The sequence below is a fragment of the Kitasatospora sp. NPDC094019 genome, assembly GCF_044764505.1.
GTDB lineage: Bacteria > Actinomycetota > Actinomycetes > Streptomycetales > Streptomycetaceae > Kitasatospora.
On the sequence record NZ_JBIWIF010000019.1, the window covers coordinates 40,718 to 59,161 of the forward strand.

Sequence of the window (18,444 nt, forward strand, 5' to 3'; positions counted from 1 at the left end):
GTTCAGGCGTCCGGCACACCCGCGTAGGCCCGCATCGCCGGACGGTCCCGGGGGAGGCCCCACGACCTCAGGATCTCCAGGAAGTTGACCCACTGCCAGATGGACGCGTCGAGGTCGGCCAGCACCCGGATCAGCCGTTGCTGCCGCTCGTCGAGCGCCGCGAAGGCGGGCAGGGGCATCGGCCTGGTCCGGAAGGCCAGGTACAGCGCCGCCGCGGTGACGGTGAAGGTCGACATCCCCGACGCCCTGGAGAGTCCGTCGGTCACGGCGTCCAGCGTCTCCTCCGGGTGTGTGGAGGCGAGCTGGGTGAGTGAGAGGGCGGCGTAGCCGCGCAGGTCGCCGTCGTGGAACTCCAGGAGCGGGGGCCCGGGCTCCGGGGGAGCGGCCTCGGCCGCCGCCAGCTCGGCGAGCACCGCGGTGGTCGGCCCGGCGTCGGGCACCGTCCGCACCGGCCAGACCCCGGCCGGCGCGCCGCCCGGCGTGCCGTCGAGGGTGCCCAATCGCGCCAGTGCGACGGCGGCCGCCCAGCGGGGCAGACGTCCGGCGGCTCCCAGGAACGGCCGCAGCCGGGGGACCAGTGCGGGGCCGCCGAGCAGCCCGGCCGCCACCAGGGCCGAGGCCGTTGCGGCAGCCTCGGGCTGCTCGTCGCCGAGGCCCGCCACCCCACCGGCCCGGTCGACGGCGTCGTCCAGCAGGGCCAGCAGCCGAGGCAGGGTGCGGTCGGCCTCCTCGGGGAACCAGGCCAGCAGGTACGCGGCGGTGGCCCGCACCTCGGCGTCCTCGTCCTCCAGCAGCAGCGACAGCGCGGACAGCTCGGCCCGGACGGCGTCGTAGGCGGCGAGCTCGGCGTCCATCGACCCCAGGTGTTGCTCGACGTCGAAGAGCGAGCGCCGGAACTCCCGGACCCGTCGCTCGCCCTCGTCCGGCGCCGCCGCGACCCAGGCGTCCATCTCGGCCAGCACGGCCGCCGGGTCCTGTGCCGCGAACTCGGCCCGCTCGCGGCGCATGCGGGCGATGCCGATGCCCTCCGGCAGGTGCGCCTCGTCGTAGCCGATGGCCAGTGACGCCAGCAGCCGGACCACGTCGGCCCGCCCGCCCTGCCCGGGCTCCGTGGCGAGCCGGGCCAGGAACGGCACGGCCGCCGCCGAGGCGGGGTAGCGGCTGCCCTGGTGGAAGATGTTGCCGTACAGGGCGTGCAGCGCCCGGCGGCGCTCGGTCTCCTCCGGTCCGCCGAGGGCGCGCAGCAGTGCCGGAACGTCGTCCGCGTCGCCGTAGGCGTGCTCCAGGCCCGCCCAGTCGATCGCGTCCAGGCCGGCCAAGGGGTCGGTGGTCTCGCTCGTCATGCCCGGTACTGTGTCACGCCCCACCGACAGCGCCCCCCGAGGCCCGGCCGAGCCCTGACGGGCCCGCCCGCTCACCCGGACGGCGGAGCCCGATCGCGGGGCAACCGGGCTTGCGGCGAGGCTGTCGGTACGACCGTCGACACCGAGTACCCACCGTCCGCCCCGCCGGTGCTGGACGCCCGGCAGCGGAACGTCCCCCAGGTGGCCCGCTCTCAGCGGGCGGCCACGACCGGGCGGGTGCGCAGCGCCCAGGCCGCGGCGGGAGCGGCGCACAGCGCGGCGAGCAGCAGCGCGCCGGCCGTCACCACGCCCACCTCGCGCCAGGGCAGGACGAGCGGGGCGGGTACCCGCAGTACCGCCAGGGCGCCGTACAGGGAAGCGAGTTGAACGGCGGCCGCGGCGCAGCCGAGGACGGCGCCGACCGCCGTCACCAGCACGGACTCGGCGGTCACCAGGCGCACCACCTGGCCGCGGGTGGCGCCGGCCAGGCGGAGCAGGGCGAGTTCGCGGCGCCGGTCGGCGGTGGCCATGAACAGGGTGTTGGCGAGCGCGATGCCGGTGTAGAGGAGCGCCAGGCCCAGGACCAGGACGGTGCGCAGCCAGGTGATCCGCGGGGACGGTCCGGCGGCGAGCCACTCCTCGCGGGTCGACACGGTGGCGCCGAACGGCAGCGCGGCTGCCCCGACGGCGGCCCGGACGGCTGCGGCCCCCTCGTCGGCGTCCCGGCCGTCCGGGCCGAGAGCGACGTCGACGCGGTCGACCCGGGAGCCCGGGGCGTTGGCGGCGGTCACGTACAGGCCGTTGTCGCCGAGCCCGTCCCGCAGCACGGCGGCCACCCGCAGGGTCGTGCGACTGCCGTCGGCGCGGACCACCGGTACTGATTCCCCGACCCGGTGGTGGCCCCACTCGGCGGGCAGGACGAGGGAGTTGTCGTCGAGTGAGGCCGTCGAACCGGCCAGCACGGGCAGTCGGACCAGCGCCGCGAGCCCGGTCGGGTCCGCGACCGCGCGGGCCTCGGAGCGGACGGCCACACCGTCCGCTTCGACGAGCGAGAGGGAGGTCGGCCCGGTGGCGGAGACGGCGCTGACACCGGAGACGGCGCGCAGTGCGGCGAGCAGCGGGCCCGGGGCGCCGTCGGCCGGGACGACGACCAGGTCGGCGCCGGTCCGGGCCCGCGCCTCGGCGGACCGGGCGGCGCCCACCGCCTCCGGTGCTCCCGCCAGTGACCCGGTCAGCGCCACGGCGACCACGACCGGCGCGGCCACCGCGCCCGTCCGGCGCAGCGCCGCGGCGGCACCGGCGGGCACCAGGCGACCGAGGGCCACCAGGCGGTCGACGGGGCCGCCGACCCGGCGCGGCAGGGCCCGACCGGCCAGGCGGAGCAACGGCGGGGCGAGGAGCGGGGAGAGCAGGCCGCATGCGCAGATCAGCCACATCGGCCGGGTGGTGAAGGTCTTGCGATGCAGCAGGTCGACGGGGTCGGTGGCGAGCGCGGTGACGGTCAGGGCGACGAAGCCGAGCAGCAGCCCGAGGCCGGTCAGGAGGCGGCCGGCGGTCAGCACGCCGGTGTCGAGGTCGGCCGTGCGCAGGGCGTCCAGCGGGCCGGTCCGGCCGGCCCGACGGGCCGCGACTGCGACCCCGGAGACGGCGACCAGCAGGCCGGTGGCGAAGGCGGCGGGCAGTGGCCACCGGGCGGGGACGAGGGTGAAACCGGGCGGGGCCAGGCCCGCCTCGGACAGCCACCGTACGAGAGCGGGAGCGCCGAGGCGCCCGAGCGCACAGCCGCTCGCGCAGGCGACGGTGCCGAGCAGCAGCGCCTCGGCGAGCACGGTGCGCCGCACCTGGCCGCGGGTCGCGCCGGCCAGGCGGAGCAGGCCGAGTTCGCGACGGCGCTGGGCGACGGCGTAGGAGTAGGTGGAGGCGACGACGAACGCCGACACGAACGCACTCACCCCGCCCGCGGTGCCGAGCCCGGCGACCAGGGAGACGAGTTCTTCCCCTTCGGCCGCGCCGGCCGACGCGGAGGCGAGGCCGAGCAGCACGGCGGTGGTCATCGCCACGCCCAGGGCCAGGGCGACGAAGGCGCCGAGGAGGGAGACCGGGCGGGCCTTCAGGGACTTCAGTGCGATCCGCAGCATTCTCATGACGCCCAGCCAAGCGCCGCCCCCCGGGGTGGCGCAGCAGGCCGGGGGCCACTTCGCAGGGTGGGGCAGGCCCTACCGACGGGCGGCGCCCCGCCCTCTAGGGTGGGCGGATGCCGGGAGGGCGCGTGGGGGAGGAGAGACGTGATGGGTGACTGTGGTCGGTGGGGCGGAAAGGCATGATGGACGACAGCGGCCGGTGGGGCGGAGTGACGCGGCCGGGGTTCGTACGTTCGGCGGCGCCCTGGCGGGCGGCCGGGTACCTCCTGGCAACCGGACTGACCGGGCTGCTGCTCTGCGCCGGGCTGCTGGTGTCGGTGGCGGCCGGCGGCGCGCTGGCGGCCCTGCTGGTCGGGCTGCCGCTGCTGGCCGCGCTCGCCCTGGTCGGGCTGCCGGTGGCCGCCTGGGAACGGCGCCTCGCCCGGTTCCTGAACGGCGAACGGATACCGGACCCGCACCGCGTCCCCGACCGCCCGGGCCTCGCGGCCTGGCTGCGGCTGCGCTACCGGGAGCGGGCCACCTGGCGCGAGCTGGGCTTCACCGTGCTCGCCGCGTTCCTGCTCTGGCCGCTCGACCTGGCCGTGGCCGGCTGCGCCCTCGCCGTCCCCGGGTACCTGCTGGCCGCCCTCCCGCTGCTCCTGCTGGACGGCGAGCAGGTCAACGTGCTCAAGCTCTGGCAGGTCCACTCCCCTTGGGCGGCGGGCCTGTTCGGGCTGGCCGGGCTCGCCCTCGTGCCGGTGCTCGCGTACCCGGTGGCACTGCTGGCCGCCGCCCGGGCAGGGCTCGTACGGCTCCTGCTGGGGCCGGGCGGCCAGGAACGCCGGATCGGTGAACTCGTCCTCTCCCGCGCCCGGTTGGTGGACGCCTTCGAGGCCGAGCGGCGCCGGATCGAACGCGATCTGCACGACGGCGCCCAACAGCGCCTGGTAGCCCTGCGGATGACGCTCGGCCTCGCCCGGCTGGACGCGCCGCCGGACGGCCCGCTGGTCGCCCGGCTCGCCGAGGCGCAACGCGAGGCTGGCGACGTGCTCGCCGAACTGCGCGAGCTCATCAACGGCATCCATCCGCAGGTGCTCACCGACCGCGGCCTGCCGGAGGCGTGCGCGGACGCCGCCGACCGTTCACCCGTCCCGGCGACCACCCGCTTCGCGCTGCCGGCCCGCCTCCCGCCACCGGTCGAGTCGGCGGGCTACTTCGCGGTCACCGAGGCACTCGCCAACGTCGCCAAACACAGCGGGGCGAGCACCGCGACCGTCGAAGGCCGCTGGGCGCGCGGCCGGTTGACCATCGAGGTGACCGACGACGGCCGCGGCGGCGCCGACCCCGGGCGCGGCACCGGACTGACCGGGCTGGCCGACCGGGTGGCGGTCGTGCACGGCACACTGACCGTGAGCAGTCCGCCGGGCGGACCGACCGCGGTGCGGGTGGAGATCCCCTGCCGCCCGATGGGGGAAGGAGCGCAGCGGTGGGTCTGAGGAGCGCAACGGTGGAGCCGAGGAGCGCAGCGGTGGAGCCGAGGAGTACGGCGGTGGAGCTGAGGATCGTGCTCGCCGAGGACGGCGTCCTGCTGCGCGAGGGGCTGATCGGCCTGCTCGCCCGATTCGGGCACCGGGTGGTGGCGGCCGTCGGCGACGCCCCGGCGCTGCACACGGCGGTCGAGGAGCACCGGCCGGACCTTGTGCTCACCGACGTCCGGATGCCGCCGGGCCAGAGCGACGAGGGCCTGCGCGCGGCCGTCGCCCTGCGCGAGCGGCACCCCGCCCTGCCGGTCCTGGTGCTCAGCCAGTACGTGCAGCACTCCTACGCGGCCGAGCTGCTGGACTCCGGGGACGGCTCCGGCGTGGGCTACCTCCTGAAGGACCGGATCGGCCAGGTCGAGGAGTTCACGGCGGCGGTCGCCCAGGTCGCGGCCGGCGGGACGGTGGTCGACCCGGAGGTGGTCCGGCAACTGCTGCGCCGCCGACGGGACCCGCTGGAGCGGCTGACCCCGCGCGAGCGGGAGGTACTGGCCCTGATGGCCGAGGGCCGCTCGAACGCGGCGATCTGCCGGGAGCTGGTGGTGTCCGAGGCCGCCGTGGGCAAGCACATCGGTAACATCCTGATGAAGCTGGACCTGCCCCCTGCCGCGGAGACGCACCGCCGCGTGCTGGCCGTGCTGGAGTTCCTGCGCGCTTAAGGGCTGTCCCGTAATTGACCTTCGGGCGTCCCGGGCGAGGGTCGAGGCTCGACGGTCGCCCGTCCCACGCGGCACCTGGCCGGAGCCGCACGAAGGCCGCTTCTGGAACGCGCCAGTCTGCCTGAGGAGTTCTTCGATCCACTGATGGCTGCTGCGGTCTACGACCCTGACCCAAGCTTTTGCCGCTGGTTCGTCGAGCCGGCGCTCTACGTCTTCGGGCGCCGCAGGGTCCTGACCGCACTGCTCGACTACCTCCGCACAGGCACGACCGCGGAACGAGCAGGCGCCCGGCGGGCCTGGTACTGCGCGCATCTGCCACTACGCGCTGACCGGTCACCGGCCTACGCGCCCAACGGGAAACGCAATACGGCCCTGGACGAAGCCGATGACGTGGTGGACCAGTGGCTGGAGTCGTCCAGCGCCTCCGACGGCCAAGGTCAAACCTGAGACCCTCGCGGCCAGAGGGCCGTGGCCATATCCTCGGGGTTGCGGGACAGCCCTTGGCCCGATTTTCGAGTGAATCACCGCCGGCAATCTGCCGGACGTGATCACTCGTACCGGCGCCGACCGCATGCGGAGGTGGCCCGGAACATTCGCCGGACCGGCCGGGGGCAGGCCGGAGCGAGGTGTCGACGGACGGTGCCAAATTCCGGCGAATCACGCCCGGGGTATTCCTTCCGGCGAATTCGGATCAGATCGTACGACCGGGCATTTCGACTGCGGCCCGCCGAAATAGCCTACGAGTGTCGGCGGGCGCCGCGTGCTGCGGCCGGCGCCGCCGTCACGGCGGGGCCGGTCGTAGCAGGTGAGCGGGTGAGCGGGTGAGCAGGCGAGCGGGTGGGCTACGGCGTGGACGTCACTTGCCGCACCAGCCCGGGCCCTTGCCCCACCAGTCGCCGGAGTTGTAGTCCCGGCCGCCGTAGTAGATGCACTGCCCGGGTGCGTAGAGGTAGGCCGTGGCGTAGTAGCTGAGGTTCCGGTACTCCTCCTGCCTCCCGCTGCCGTCGCCGAAGGTCAGGTAGGCGCCGGTCAGTGACGGAGTGCCGACCTTGGAGTTCTTGATGGTGGCGACGCAGTTCTTGCCGGTCGCGCTGCTGTAGGTCAGGTAGACCGTCGAGGTGCCGCCCGGCAGGTTGAACGAGTCCTTCGTGACGTAGCTCGCCCCGCAGGCGGTCTGCGGGGTGTAGGCGGTGACGGCCGCATCGGCGGTCGCGGGGACCGCGAACAGCACCGAACCGGCCGCGACGGCGAGGGCCGCCGTGCGCGCGTAGTTCCTACCGAACATCCTGGACTCCTTCGTGCGGCTCGTACTCCTGGAAAACCGACGTGCCAGACCATGACAACAGTCGGCCCCCGCAGTCACCGGTGGGCGTTCGCGCGATGTCCGGAACCGGGTCGAGGACGGTCCGATTCCGCCCCGGAATTGTCGGCGAATACCGGAAGCGGAACCGGAACTGCCCGACCCGGCATTCTCTCGATTTCCGGGAATCGCCGATGACTTCCGAAATGCCTGCCGCGAGCGCGGCTCCGCGAGGGGGCGACGAATTCCTCGGCGCAGGCCCGGCCGACCACGAGGTCGCCGGGCGATCCGTCAGTCCCCGGCCGCGAAAGCCTCGCAACGCCCGTCGGCGGAACTCCCGCTCGGCGCCGTGGCCGCCCGCCCGGTCGTTCCGGGACAGGCGGCCACGGCGCCGAAGGTCTCTCAACTGCCCTGCTGTGTAAGGGATGTCACGAGTCCATCAGCGACTCCCCGGCTCCTCGCGCGCAGGAGGCGGGACGACACCCGCCTCCGGATCCTGCGTGGGTCAGTACGTGTCGTTGTCGATGATCGAGCTGGCGTAGATGCTGAAGCAGGGGAAGGGGTACGCCTCCTCCGTCTCCTCGGGGTGGGCTTCCAACTGCTGAAGGGCGAGGATCTCGGTCATGAACGGTTGCCTCCGCTTTCCTGTGGGTGGGTGGGAGCCAGGGTGAACCAGTCGTCACCCGGGCCGTGCAGGGCTCGGTGCAGTGCCAGCAGGATCCCGGCGCTGCCGCTGGCCACGTCGGCGCTGAACCGGAGCGAGCCCGGGCCGAGCCAGCGGACGTCCTCGCCGTGCGGTACGGCGTACTTGAGGAGCCCGGTGGCCTGCCGGAGCGCGTCCCGGCGGTCGGCGTCGTCCTGGGTGAAGTCGGCGTGCTCGGCCAGCAGGTGGACCAGTCCGGCGAAGCCGTCGTGCAGGCCGGCCTGGACCGTGCTGGCCTTGCGGGCGTCGGCGAGGACGCGGGGCAGGGCGGTGGCGGAGCGCTCGTCCTCGGTGCCGGCGTAGCGCAGCAGGGCGGTTCCGATTCCGGCGGACCCGGTGGCCAGGTACGGCATGACGCGCCGGTTCACGGCGTTGTCGGCGAAGGAGAGGGAGCCGTCGGGCAGTTCCACCGCGCGGTCCAACTCCTCGTGGAGCAGTCGGCGTCCCGCCGTGCGGTAGCGCGGTTCGCCCGTTTCGCCGGTGAGATGGTGGAGGAAGAGCGCCAGGCCGGAGCGGCCGTGGAACAGCCCGCGGGCGTCGTGGGCGCCGAGGGTGGGCCCCAGGTCCGCGCCGAGCGCGAGGATCGCGTCGCCGGCGGCGGCCGCCCGCTCCAGATGACGGGGGTCCCGGCTCTGCCGGTGCAGGGCGAGCCAGGCGAGGCCGACGCCGGCCCGTCCGCCGGCCAGCGTCGTCGTGGTGGCGGCCAGCGGATGGCGGTCGGCGGTGCCCAGCAGGTCCACCGCCTCGTCCAGGTGACCGATGCGGGCCAGTACCCGCCCGACGCCGGCCGAGCCGACCGCCAGTCCGGGAGGCAGCGCGTGCGCCGCCGCGAGCGCGTCCCGTCGTAGTCGCTTGCGGACCTCGTCCGGGACCGGGACACCGGCCCGGCACAGCGCGTGCACCACACCCGCCGTCCCGTACGCCACGCACACCGTGTTGGTGCGGAACGCCTGGGGCGACGGCGGGAAGGCCCAGTCGGACCGCTCGGTGTCGGCCATGGCCAGCAGGCCCGAGGCCGTCCGCTCGGCGAGCCGGGTCAGGCACCCCACCGGATCGGCGTCCACCGCCCCGGGGTGGGGCAGCGTCGACGCCCGGTCCGCGTCGGAGCGGTGGAAGGCGGTGGCCCGGCGCCACAGGTCACGCGGCACAGGTCCCCGCGCCGCCAGATCGCGGCGCAGCAGGGCGAAGTTGGCGGGCGACAGCTGGGGTGCGTTGTGGAACGGCGCGAGCAGGGTGAGCGCGAGGGCCGCCAGGCCGTACCGGTCGGCGAGCACGGGGTCGGCGGCGTGCTCGGCGGCCAGGCCCGGGGGCGGCGCGAAGCCGGGCGTGCCCATCCGGGCGGGACGGGCGTCCAGCGCGGTCACGGACTCGAAGTCGACCAGCCTGGCCTCGCCGGCGGGGGTGACGATGACGTTGCCGGGGCTGACGTCGCCGAACCGCAGCCCCAGCGCGTGCAGCCGGTCCAGGGCGGTGTCCAGCGAGTCGAGGACGCGGCGGCACTCGGCGTGGTACCGCTCGAAGTCGGCGGCGGGCCGGTCGGCCAGCAGGACGGGCGACGAGCGGTTGATCCACTGCACCAGCGGGAGCCCGTCGACGTGCTCCATGACGAGGAAGTCGTGCTCCCACTCCGTGAACCGCTCCAGCGGTTCCGGGCACACGCCGACGGCCGCCGCGTGCACGGCGGTCAGCGTCCCGTGCTCCCGGTGCAGCCGCTGCCGGGCGCTCGCCCCGTCCCAGGTGTAACCGTTGTGCGGGCGCGCCTCCTTGACCAGCACCAGCCGCCCGGTGCGGGTGTCGCGGGCCCGGTAGGCGCCACCGGCGTTGCTCGGCTGCAGCACTTTGAGGATCTCGTAGTCACGGATGCGGACCGGTCCCCGGTGCGGGGCCGGCTCCCTGTCCACGAAGGGGTCGCCGACGCCCTCCGGCAGGACGAAGTACGGCAGCCGCAGGTCCGGCACGTCCTGCCCGTGGCCGTCGGCCACCAGCGGCTGCGCGGTGCCGTCGGGCAGCATCCGGCTGCGGCCGGCGAACGCGCCGTAGCGGTAGTGGACCGTCCGCGAGTCCCGGTAGCGGCGGTCGCTGAGGACGTAGGCACCATCCTCGCCGTCCAGGGCCTCGGCGAGGAGCACGAGGAGCCGTTCGGCGCCCGCCGTGTCCGGCGGGTACACGGTGCAGAACTTGCCTGCCTGCGACCGCCCGCCGTGCTTGTGGTGGAGGGCGAGGAAGAACACGCGCGCCGACACGTGCTTGAACGCCACCCCCTGGGCGAAGCAGGTGTCCGCGACCGTGTCGAGGACGTGCTGCGCCCGCTCCGGGCGCGCGGACACGTGGATCTTCCAGCCCTGCTCGGCACGGCGTACCCCGGGGCCGCTCCACGCCGTCCAGATGTCCCGCTCGCTCGCGCGCCAGCCGTCGGCGACCCGGACGGGCGCGAAGCGCGGGCCGGGGTCGGCCATGGTGCCGAGCGGCGCGTAGAACTGCTCGTCGGCGAGGGCATCGGACAGTGCGTCGAACAAGGGGCCCCCTCCACAGGGTCGTTCGCCCGCCCGGAGCCGCCGGGCCTGCTCCGGGAACGGCCGTCGCCCCGACGCACCGGGATGCTGGACGGGGCGGGTTCGACAACGGTTCGGCCGCGGTATGGAACCGCTTGTCCGCCGTCCTTCGGCCCGCCCGTGGAGGCCGGCCCGGCCGTTCCGGTCCGCGGTCCCGGGTTGCCGCGGGGTGGTCCAGATCACTGGGACCGATCCCGGGAAGATTCCCTCGCGTCGGTTCCGGCTGCCCTACGCTCACGAACAAGGCATGCTCATGACATGCGACTCGACCCGTACAGGAGCACCATGCACGGAACCGTGACGAAGGCCGCGAAGCTCCTCATCGCACCCGCCCTCGCCCTGTGCCTCGCGGCACCCGTCCTCGCCGCCACCCCGGCCGGTGCCGCGGCGACCGCCGCCGCGACGACTGCCGCCGCCCCCGCCGCCGCCGCCGCGACCGACGCCTACACCTTCACCAACCCCGACGGCACCCTCAACGCCACCGGCACCGGCGACGGGAACCAGATCTCCGTCACCCCCGACGGCACCAACTTCACCGGCTGGCGCCTGATCAGGCTCGGCGAGCCCGGCACCTTCAACCTCGCCAGCACCTCGTCCGGGAAGTGCGTCTACGCCAGCCAGCCCGCGGTGCAGCAGTCCTGCGGCAAGGACGGCGAGCAGTGGCACTTCCGCCCCGTGGACGGCAGGCCCAACGCCTTCGGCATCGTCCGCCGCGACGAGACCAGCGGCACCGAGTACTGCATGGACAACCGGGGCGGCCTCCACCTCTGGGGCATCCTCGCCCAGCCGAACGTCTGCAACGGCAGCGCCGCCCAGGAGTGGACGGTCCCCGCGGCCAAGGCGGCCGAGGCTCGCAGCCTGGCCCTCGACTACTACGCGGACCTGTGCTCCAGGAAGACCTCCACCTGTTCGTGGACCCAGCGGTCCGAAGGGCAGCCGGAGCCCCTGCCCCGGGTGAAGGCGTCGTCGGTCTGGTACAACGACACCGCCGACACGGTCAGTCAGGTGTTCACCACGGTCTACCACTCCGGCTGGTCGCAGTCGCTGTCCGCGAGCCTCGGCACCTCCTTCGGCGTCTCCGTCCCGTTCCAGGCCATGGTCTCCGCCCAGTTGACGTCGGGCGTCACCTACACCTCGGACTCGACCACCATCAACGGCGTGGTCGTCACCGTCCCGGCCAGGAACTACGGCTGGGTCGACTTCGCCGCCGTCGGCAAGAAGGTCACCGGCACCTGGACCTTCGACACCGACAACCAGCCGTGGACCGCCGACGCCACGGTGACCGTCCCCGTCGTGGACTCCCCGGCGGGCACCACGATGTACGTCGCCCACACCAGCGCCGACGCGCCCGGGAGCGGCACCACCCCGGCACCGGCCCCCGCCGTGCAGACCTTCGCCACCACCACCAGCGCGAAGCTCGACCTCCCGGCCGGAACCCGTCTGACGGCCACCGCCAACGGCGCCGAGATCACCGACGCGAGCGGCAGCCCCGTCATGCGGATGCAGCCCGGCACCGTGACCGACACCCAGGGCGTCAAGCACGCCTACAGGCTGGCCGTCGACGGGAACACCCTGACCCAGACCATCGACGGGGCCCAGGGCCCGACGGTCGACGGGACCGAGACACCCTCGGCGGTCACCATGGGCCCGGGCGCGTTCCCCGGAGGGACGGCGGCACGGTCGAGCGCTGCCGCGGCGCCGAAGTCACCGTCGGCTCCGGCGCTGCGGACGCGGACCGGGGACGACGTCGGTGCGGCCTGCGCCAGGGCCCAGGGCCACACCTGCTCGGACGCGGAGAAGAAGGCGTACGAGGAGAAGCTGAAGAAGGCCGCCGCGTGGGACAAGTGCGTGGCCCAGTGGACCGTCGGCACCGCGATCACCGGAGCCGTGGCGGGCGCCCCGGCGGCCGGTGTCGGCGCCCTCGCCGGCGGTGTGCTCGGTCTGATCGGCGGCGCGAGCGCGGGCATGGTGGTGTGCAGCTTCTGAGCCGCCGACGCGCAGCGAGCCGCGTCCGCCGACGGACGCGGTGAGCGCTGCCGCCGCCGCGCCGTACACACGTGTGCCGCCCGTGTGTGCCGGCCGCGAGAGCGACCGGCACACACGGGCACGCACTACGCGGGGCCCACCGTCAGGGACACCGAGCCGAGCCGGCCGAAGGTGGCCTCGACCGGCGTGCCGGGCAGGAGGTCGACGGCGGCGGCCCAGGCCCCGGAGAGGACTACCTGCCCGGCGCCGATGCGCTGAACCGGCTTGCGCCGGCCGGTCCCGTCCTGGCCGACGGGCCGCTGCGGGCGGAGGAGGTGCACGACGAACCGCACCCCGACCGCCTGTACGTGGAGAACGTCAACCGCTGGGTCGCCCGCAGCCGGCCGGGCAGCAACCGGGGCCTGGCCGAGGTCGCGCCGCCGGACTTCGCCCACACCGAACTGCCGAGGCTCCCCGGCCGCTACTCGCCCCGCACCTTCGTGGGCCGCGCCCGCGAGGCCGGCAGCTTCCACACGGAGGACCCGCGCGACCTCGTCCCGGCCGGGCCGGCGCGCAGCGTCGAGTACGTCCTCGACGTGACCCGGGACCTCAACGGCGCCGGCCTGGTCTACTTCGCGGCGTACTTCTCCATCTTCGACACTGCCGTGCACGGCCTGTGGCGCTCGCTCGGCCGCAGCGACCGGAGCTTCCTGCGGCGCCGGGTGGTCGACCAGAAGCTCGGCTACTTCGGCAACGCCGACCCCGGCGCGGTGTTCACCGTCTCCCTCCGCCGCTGGCACGACCGGGCGGACCCGCGCACTTCCACCGCGAGCAGAGGGTGATCAGGGAGGGCCGCCACACCCTCGCCACCGTGCTGACGCACGAGGACGAAGCCGCGGTGCAGGCGTCGTTCGCGGGGATACTGCACGACGGGAGCCCGGTGTCACTGCGCTTCGCGGACTTCTTCACCTTCACCGCCGACGGTGCCTTGCGCAGCCGAGACTCGTTCTTCTTCACCCCTCTCGTGTGACGGCCGCCGGTGCCCGCGCGGGCACCGGCGGTTCGGGCTGCTCCGAGCTGTTCCGGTCGGGTCCGGCGGCCCGGCCGGCCGTGGTCAGGTGAGGATCGTCAGGGTCCCCGTACCGCTCGCCGAGGTCGATCCCCCGGGAAGGAGGCAGGCGGCGGGGTTGGTGTGCAGGACGACGAACAGCCCGCTCGTCGAGGCGCCGGCGAAGCGGCCCGAGGAGACCGAACCACTCCTGGAAGCTGCCACCCGGCCTGGTCACAGGGGAGCTCCGCCGTGCCCGATGACCGACTTGAAGGTTCCCGGCGCTCCGATGCCCCAGGCGGCGGCCAGAGCGTGGCCGAGAGCGGCCTCGCGCGGGCTGGGAGGAACCCGCGTGGTCCACCGCACCTCGATCTGCCCGGTCTGGTCACGGCGGAACAAGCCGAGTTCGGCGCCGTCGCGCTCGAAGCGACTGGAGTGCTCCGACAGTGGCAGCAGCATGTAGGAGGTGCCGGCGAGGCCGGCCTTGACACGGTAGGAGCGGCGGGGGGCGAAACCCGTCCCGGGCGTCACCGTGCCCTTCTCGCCGTCGACGGTCAGCAGGACCTCGTGGCCGTTGCGGGTGCCGACCGGGGACGGGTCGGTGGCGTGGTCGGCCAGGCGCTCGACGGTCGCGGGCGGCAGAGCGGGGGCGCTGACGCCGACCACTCCCCTCAGCGGGTCGACGCTCACCACCACACGCCGGAAGAGCGGATCTTCGATGACCTTTTCCATGGTCCTCAACCCTTTCTCGTGCCGTCAACGTATCTCGTAGGAGAAGCCCGCTGTGCTGGAGCTGAACCCGCACATCGCGGTGGACTTCTGGCCGATCTTCACCCACGGTCCCCACACCGGGAAGGTGAGATCGTGCGGGGTGTTGCGGCCGCGGACGACGGTGCACTTGATCACCGCGCGGTGTTCCTTGGCGTCCTGCGGGCCGGGGCTGATGCACCAGGAGGTCGCCTTCCCCCGGCCGAGGTCGAGTTCGGCCTTCACGCCGCAGGCGACGGGCTGGGCGGAGGCGGCCGCCGCCGGGACGACGACCGCCCCGGCCGCGAGGGTCGCGACGAGGACCGCCTGGGTCAGTCGGGTGCTTTTCATGGCTGCCTTCCGTGTGGATCGCCCACCGCTGGTCGGTGGGAAGCACCAGCTTCGGCGGCGGGCCGGAGGAGGAACAGATGGACATTGGGGCCGGTGTACGGATGGCCACCTGCACGGTCGGGACGGTGTGGCCCGGCGGTAGATCCGGTCGTGCTCCAGGGCCGCGAACGGGGCGGGTTCCAGGCGCGGGCGCACCCCGAGCCTCTCGAAGAGGCTGGATACGCGTTTTTGACAGTGCGTTCGGTGATGCTCGGGTTCAGCGCAATCGAGACGTCGGTCCCTGCCGTCGCTGCGGGTGACACCGTGCTCGCCGTCCCCGACGTGACGATGTGCATCCTCGACGGTGACACCGGCCCCCTGCACACCGCAGCGTCCGATGCCGGGACAGCCGCCACGGCAGCCACGGCCGCCGCGGCCACCCGGCGCGAACGCGACACCCGGCGCCGGACCGGCCGCCTGCCCGGGCCGGGCAGTCCCGCTGCCCCTTCAGGCAGAAAGGCGGCCGAACGGAAACCGAACGGACCGGGTCGGCGGGTCGTCGTGCAAGATGTGCCCCGGGATCGGATTGGTACAGACCACAGCAGGGTCATCGCCGCAGAGCCCCGTCCCTGTCCTGTCGTTGTCCTGTCGTTGGACTCATGGCACACGGCCCTCCGCGGAGGGTGCCGAGGGGAGCAGTGGATGGAACTGGCGGGGGTGGGGCGCCGGATCGGGCGGCACGGTCCGGTGCTGGCGGCCGTCGCCGTGAGCATCCTGGTGGCGACGGCCGTGCTGGCCGCGGTGGCCGGGCTGGCCCGGTCGGCCGCCACCGCCGGCGCGCGCCAGCGGCTGGCCGCCGACGCCGGCCGCTCGGTCGAGGTGACCGCGCGCTGGACGGCGCAGGGCCTTCCCGAGGCCGACCGCGCGGTGCGCTCCGCGCTGCTCCGGACGATGGCCGGCACCCCGTTCCGCACCGAGACCGCACAGCGCGGTATCGGCCCCGTCGACCTCTCCCTGCCGCCCGCCGGGCGCCGCTGGGCCGGCGAGGACGTGCTCCCCGCCCTTCTGACGGTGCTCCCCGACAGCGGCCGGCACGCCCGACTGCGCAGCGGGAGCTGGCCGGACGCGTCCGGGACCGCCCCGGCGGACGGCGAAGGGCTGCGTGTCGCCCTTCCCGAGGCCGCCGCCGACCGGCTCGGCCTGGACACCGGCGCCAGCACGGTCATCCGCACGCCGGGCACCGGCGAGCCGCTCAGGCTCACCGTGACGGGCGTCTACCGGGCCGACCCGGACGACGCCGCGTTCTGGACCGGCCTCGGCGGCGCCGACGCCGAGAGCCAGAGCCTCGTGCTGGTCGACGGGGCCCGGCTGGCCGCGCTGCCGGGGTTCGACGGCCGCATGTTCGCCGTCTGGCTGGCCCTGCCCGACACCGGGCGGTCGAGCCTCGCCGCACTCGCCGCGCTGCGCGACCGGGTGGCGGCCTTCTCCCGCTCGGACACCGGCCGCTCGGTCTACCGCGGCGCCGAACCGGTCCTGGCCGACACGGCGGTGCGCAGCACCCTGCCCGGGGCGATCGACGGCCAGGTGGTGCCGGTCCTGGCGGCCCGGGCCGAGATCGCCGTGCCGCTGGGCCTGCTCGCGCTGCTCGCCGCCGTCGTCCTCGTGCTGACCGCCCGCCGGCTGGCCGACGCGGTCGCCGGCGAGCACGCGCTCCGCAACGCCCGGGGCGCCGGCGCGGGCCGGCTGCTCGCGTCGGCGGCCGGCGAGTGGGCACTGGTCGCGGCGCCGGCGGCGGTCTGCGGTCTGCTGCTGGCCGGGCCCCTGCTCGCCGCCGTGCCGCGTGTCGCCGGAGCGCACGGCCTGGTGGTGGACGACGGCCGGGCCGGCTGGTGGGCGGCGGGCTTCGCGCTCCTGGTGCACGGCGCGGCCCTGCTGCTGCCGCTCGCCCGGCAGGCGATGGACCCGGGGGCCCAGCGGGCGCTGCGGGCACGCGGTGCGCGCCGCCTCGGTCTGCAGCGGGCGGGCGCGGACCTCGCGCTGCTCGCCGCCGCGGCCTTCGGCCTCTACCAACTCCGGTACTACGACGGAGTGGTGGTGAGGAGCTCCGGGGCCGGGTTCGACTCCGGGGTCGACCTGACGCTGGTGCTCGCCCCGGTGGTGATGGCGGTGTCCGGTGCCGTCCTGCTGCTGCGGGTGATGCCGGTGGTGGGGCGGCTGCTGGAGCGGGCGGCCGCCCGGGCCCGCGGACTGGTGCTGCCGCTGGGCGCCTGGCGTCTGAGCCGTGACATCGGCCGCCAGGCGGTGCCGGTGCTGGTGACCCTGCTGGCGGTGGCCTGCAGCAGCCTGGCCGCCGGGGTGCTGGGCGCGCTGCCGAGCAGCGACCGTGACCGGGGCGCGTACGCGGTCGGCGCCGATCTGCGGCTGTCAGGGGTGACCGGTGCGGCGGGGGAGCGCCACGCCGCGCTGGCCGCCCTGCCGGGTGTCACGGGACTCACCCCGGTGGCCGAGCAGTCCGCCTACGTGGGGACCACCGTGGTCCAGACGGTCGCCCTCGACAGCGCGGCAGCCTCCGCCGCGGGGCTGCCGAAGCTCCGTCCGGACCAGGCCGACCGCCCCGGCCCGGAGCTGCTCGCCCCCCTGACCGCCGTGCCCGCCCAGGGGCTCGCGCTGCCCGGCGCGCCGACCGTGCTGGAGGCGAGCGTCCGGGCGAGCACCGATCTGCCGGTCCCGGCACCCGGCCTGCTCCTGCGGTTCTGGATCCAGGACGCCGACGGGCTGACCGAGCAGCTGACGGTCCCGCTGCCCGCCGACGGCCGTCCGCACGTCCTCACCGTCCCGCTGCCCGGCGGCGACCTGCGGGCCCGCCCCCTGACGCTCGGCCGACTCGGCGTCCACTTCCCCGGCACGACGGCCCTGCGCACCACCCTCGACCTGAGCGTGCCGAGGATCACGGCCGTGGCCGCCGACGGCACGCGGACCGACCTCGCGGTTCCGCCGGGACAGGGCTGGGCCCGCTCCGGCAAGGTCCTCGCCGACCCGTCCGTGCTCGGCTGCCCCGGCACCGAGCACCGTCCCGACGGGATCTCCGCCCCGCAGGCCGAGGCGTGCACCTGGCAGAGCGAAGGGGCCGACCTGCTGCACACCGTGATGCGGTCCCACGAGCCGGAGATCCCCCTCGACCCGCTGGGCTCGGACGCGGTCCTCGCGGCGCCCGTGACCGGTGACCTGCCCGCACCGCGCACCCTGCCGTCGGGCGCGATCCTGCCGACACCCCCCACGCTGCCCGTGATCGCCGACCGCGCGCTGCTCGACGCGGCGAACGTCAGGGTGGGCGACACCGTCCCGCTCAACTGGGAGCGCGACGGGCGCAGCACCCAGCAGGTCCGGATCACCGGGAAGATCGACGTGCTGCCCGGCTACGGCCAGGGGCAGGGCCACCTGCTGCTGGACCTGCGCGCGCTCGCCGCCAACCGCGCGCTCACCGGCGCCGCCCCACCTGTCGCCGCCCACTGGTGGGTGGCCAGCTCGGACCCGTCGGCCACCTGGGCCGCCGTCGACGGCCGCGGCGAGTTCGGCCGGCCGCAGAGCGCTCGGCGGGTCTCCGACGGCCTGGCGACGGACCCGTTCCGGGTCGGCCTGCGCTGCGCCTGGCTGCTCGTCCTGATCACCGCGCCGCTCTTCGCGGTGACCGTGCTGACCCTGCACGCGGTGAGCACCGTCCGCTCCCGTCAGCGGGAGTTCGCGCTGCTGCGCGCGCTGGGAGTGCGGCGCGCGGAGCTGACCGCGCTGCTGCGCGCCGAACAGGTGGCGGTCACCGTGCTGCCGGTCCTGCTCGGAGGGCTGCTGGGCCTGCTGCTCGCGGCCCTGCTGCTGTCGCTCGTCGTACTGGACGACTACGCGCGCCCGGTCTTCCCTGCCATGGCCGTCGACCCGGGCCGCCCCGCCGCCCTGCTCACGGCGCTGGCCGGCGGTCTGCTGCTGACCCTCGCCGTGCTGGTGCTCACCCGGGTGCTGGCCCGGGTCGACCTCGTCCGGGCCCTGCGCGCCGGGGACGACGGATGAACCCGGCGCGGGACCGGCGGCGCGCCCGCCGACGGCGCGCGGACCACTGGTACGCCGACCACTGCGGCGCGGACCAC

15 protein-coding genes are annotated in these 18,444 nt (G+C 74.9%); 7 read left to right on the top strand and 8 right to left on the bottom strand.

Going from position 1 to position 18,444, the window contains the following annotated elements; all coding sequences use genetic code 11:
- Positions 1–2: 2 nt before the first annotated feature.
- Both ACIQ9P_RS31930 and ACIQ9P_RS31935 read right to left on the bottom strand, forming a co-directional pair.
- Positions 3–1,343, bottom strand: coding sequence for a hypothetical protein (locus ACIQ9P_RS31930; protein WP_402364006.1), 1,341 nt, complete (start codon positions 1,341–1,343; stop codon positions 3–5).
- A gap of 212 nt (positions 1,344–1,555) precedes the next feature.
- A complete protein-coding gene (locus ACIQ9P_RS31935) occupies positions 1,556–3,487 on the bottom strand; it encodes an FtsX-like permease family protein (RefSeq protein WP_402364008.1) in 1,932 nt (643 codons plus the stop codon).
- Between the two features lie 179 nt (positions 3,488–3,666).
- Between ACIQ9P_RS31935 and ACIQ9P_RS31940 the strand changes: the two genes are divergently transcribed.
- From ACIQ9P_RS31940 to ACIQ9P_RS31950, 3 genes are all read left to right on the top strand, one after another.
- Positions 3,667–4,959 carry a sensor histidine kinase gene (locus tag ACIQ9P_RS31940; protein WP_402364309.1) on the top strand — a complete coding sequence of 431 codons (1,293 nt, stop codon included), beginning with the start codon at positions 3,667–3,669 and terminating at the stop codon, positions 4,957–4,959.
- Positions 4,960–5,027: 68 nt separating this feature from the next.
- Complete coding sequence (locus ACIQ9P_RS31945; RefSeq protein ID WP_402364312.1) at positions 5,028–5,660, top strand: response regulator; 633 nt, start codon at positions 5,028–5,030, stop codon at positions 5,658–5,660.
- Between the two features lie 144 nt (positions 5,661–5,804).
- Positions 5,805–6,107 carry a hypothetical protein gene (locus tag ACIQ9P_RS31950; RefSeq protein ID WP_402364011.1) on the top strand — a complete coding sequence of 101 codons (303 nt, stop codon included), beginning with the start codon at positions 5,805–5,807 and terminating at the stop codon, positions 6,105–6,107.
- 409 nt (positions 6,108–6,516) lie between these two features.
- On the opposite strand, the gene ACIQ9P_RS31955 is transcribed toward ACIQ9P_RS31950, so the two are convergent.
- Complete coding sequence (locus tag ACIQ9P_RS31955) at positions 6,517–6,945, bottom strand: spore-associated protein (RefSeq protein WP_402364014.1); 429 nt, start codon at positions 6,943–6,945, stop codon at positions 6,517–6,519.
- Between the two features lie 636 nt (positions 6,946–7,581).
- Complete coding sequence (gene lanKC / locus ACIQ9P_RS31960; RefSeq protein WP_402364017.1) at positions 7,582–10,179, bottom strand: class III lanthionine synthetase LanKC; 2,598 nt, start codon at positions 10,177–10,179, stop codon at positions 7,582–7,584.
- Between the two features lie 294 nt (positions 10,180–10,473).
- Here lanKC and ACIQ9P_RS31965 point away from each other — a divergent pair, with 294 nt between their 5' ends.
- Complete coding sequence (locus ACIQ9P_RS31965; RefSeq protein WP_402364020.1) at positions 10,474–12,201, top strand: hypothetical protein; 1,728 nt, start codon at positions 10,474–10,476, stop codon at positions 12,199–12,201.
- A 125-nt stretch (positions 12,202–12,326) separates the two neighbouring features.
- Here the strand turns inward: ACIQ9P_RS31965 and ACIQ9P_RS31970 are convergent, their stop codons facing one another.
- A complete protein-coding gene (locus tag ACIQ9P_RS31970; protein ID WP_402364023.1) occupies positions 12,327–12,521 on the bottom strand; it encodes a hypothetical protein in 195 nt (64 codons plus the stop codon).
- Between ACIQ9P_RS31970 and ACIQ9P_RS31975 the strand changes: the two genes are divergently transcribed.
- Together ACIQ9P_RS31975 and ACIQ9P_RS31980 are read left to right on the top strand one after the other, a co-directional pair.
- Positions 12,516–13,022: an LnmK family bifunctional acyltransferase/decarboxylase gene (locus ACIQ9P_RS31975; RefSeq protein WP_402364026.1), complete on the top strand. Its 507-nt coding sequence runs from the start codon at positions 12,516–12,518 to the stop codon at positions 13,020–13,022. The two genes, ACIQ9P_RS31970 and ACIQ9P_RS31975, sit on opposite strands and share 6 nt — an antisense overlap.
- Positions 13,023–13,051: 29 nt before the next feature.
- Positions 13,052–13,210: a hypothetical protein gene (locus ACIQ9P_RS31980; protein WP_402364029.1), complete on the top strand. Its 159-nt coding sequence runs from the start codon at positions 13,052–13,054 to the stop codon at positions 13,208–13,210.
- An 84-nt stretch (positions 13,211–13,294) separates the two neighbouring features.
- Here the strand turns inward: ACIQ9P_RS31980 and ACIQ9P_RS31985 are convergent, their stop codons facing one another.
- Genes ACIQ9P_RS31985 through ACIQ9P_RS31995 form a run of 3 tightly spaced genes read right to left on the bottom strand, consistent with a single transcriptional unit; the run spans position 13,295 to position 14,326 of the window.
- Positions 13,295–13,453, bottom strand: a complete 159-nt coding sequence (locus tag ACIQ9P_RS31985) for a hypothetical protein (protein WP_402364032.1) — start codon at positions 13,451–13,453, stop codon at positions 13,295–13,297.
- A gap of 9 nt (positions 13,454–13,462) precedes the next feature.
- On the bottom strand, positions 13,463–13,960 hold the full coding sequence (locus tag ACIQ9P_RS31990; protein WP_402364035.1) for a hypothetical protein: 498 nt from the start codon (positions 13,958–13,960) through the stop codon (positions 13,463–13,465).
- 24 nt (positions 13,961–13,984) lie between these two features.
- Positions 13,985–14,326 (bottom strand): hypothetical protein, encoded by a 342-nt coding sequence (locus tag ACIQ9P_RS31995; RefSeq protein ID WP_402364038.1) that lies wholly within the window; start codon positions 14,324–14,326, stop codon positions 13,985–13,987.
- 681 nt (positions 14,327–15,007) lie between these two features.
- Here ACIQ9P_RS31995 and ACIQ9P_RS32000 point away from each other — a divergent pair.
- The gene (locus tag ACIQ9P_RS32000; RefSeq protein WP_402364041.1) at positions 15,008–18,367 is read left to right on the top strand and encodes an FtsX-like permease family protein; all 3,360 of its coding nucleotides are present in this window, start codon (positions 15,008–15,010) and stop codon (positions 18,365–18,367) included.
- The last annotated feature ends 77 nt before the right edge of the window (positions 18,368–18,444 follow it).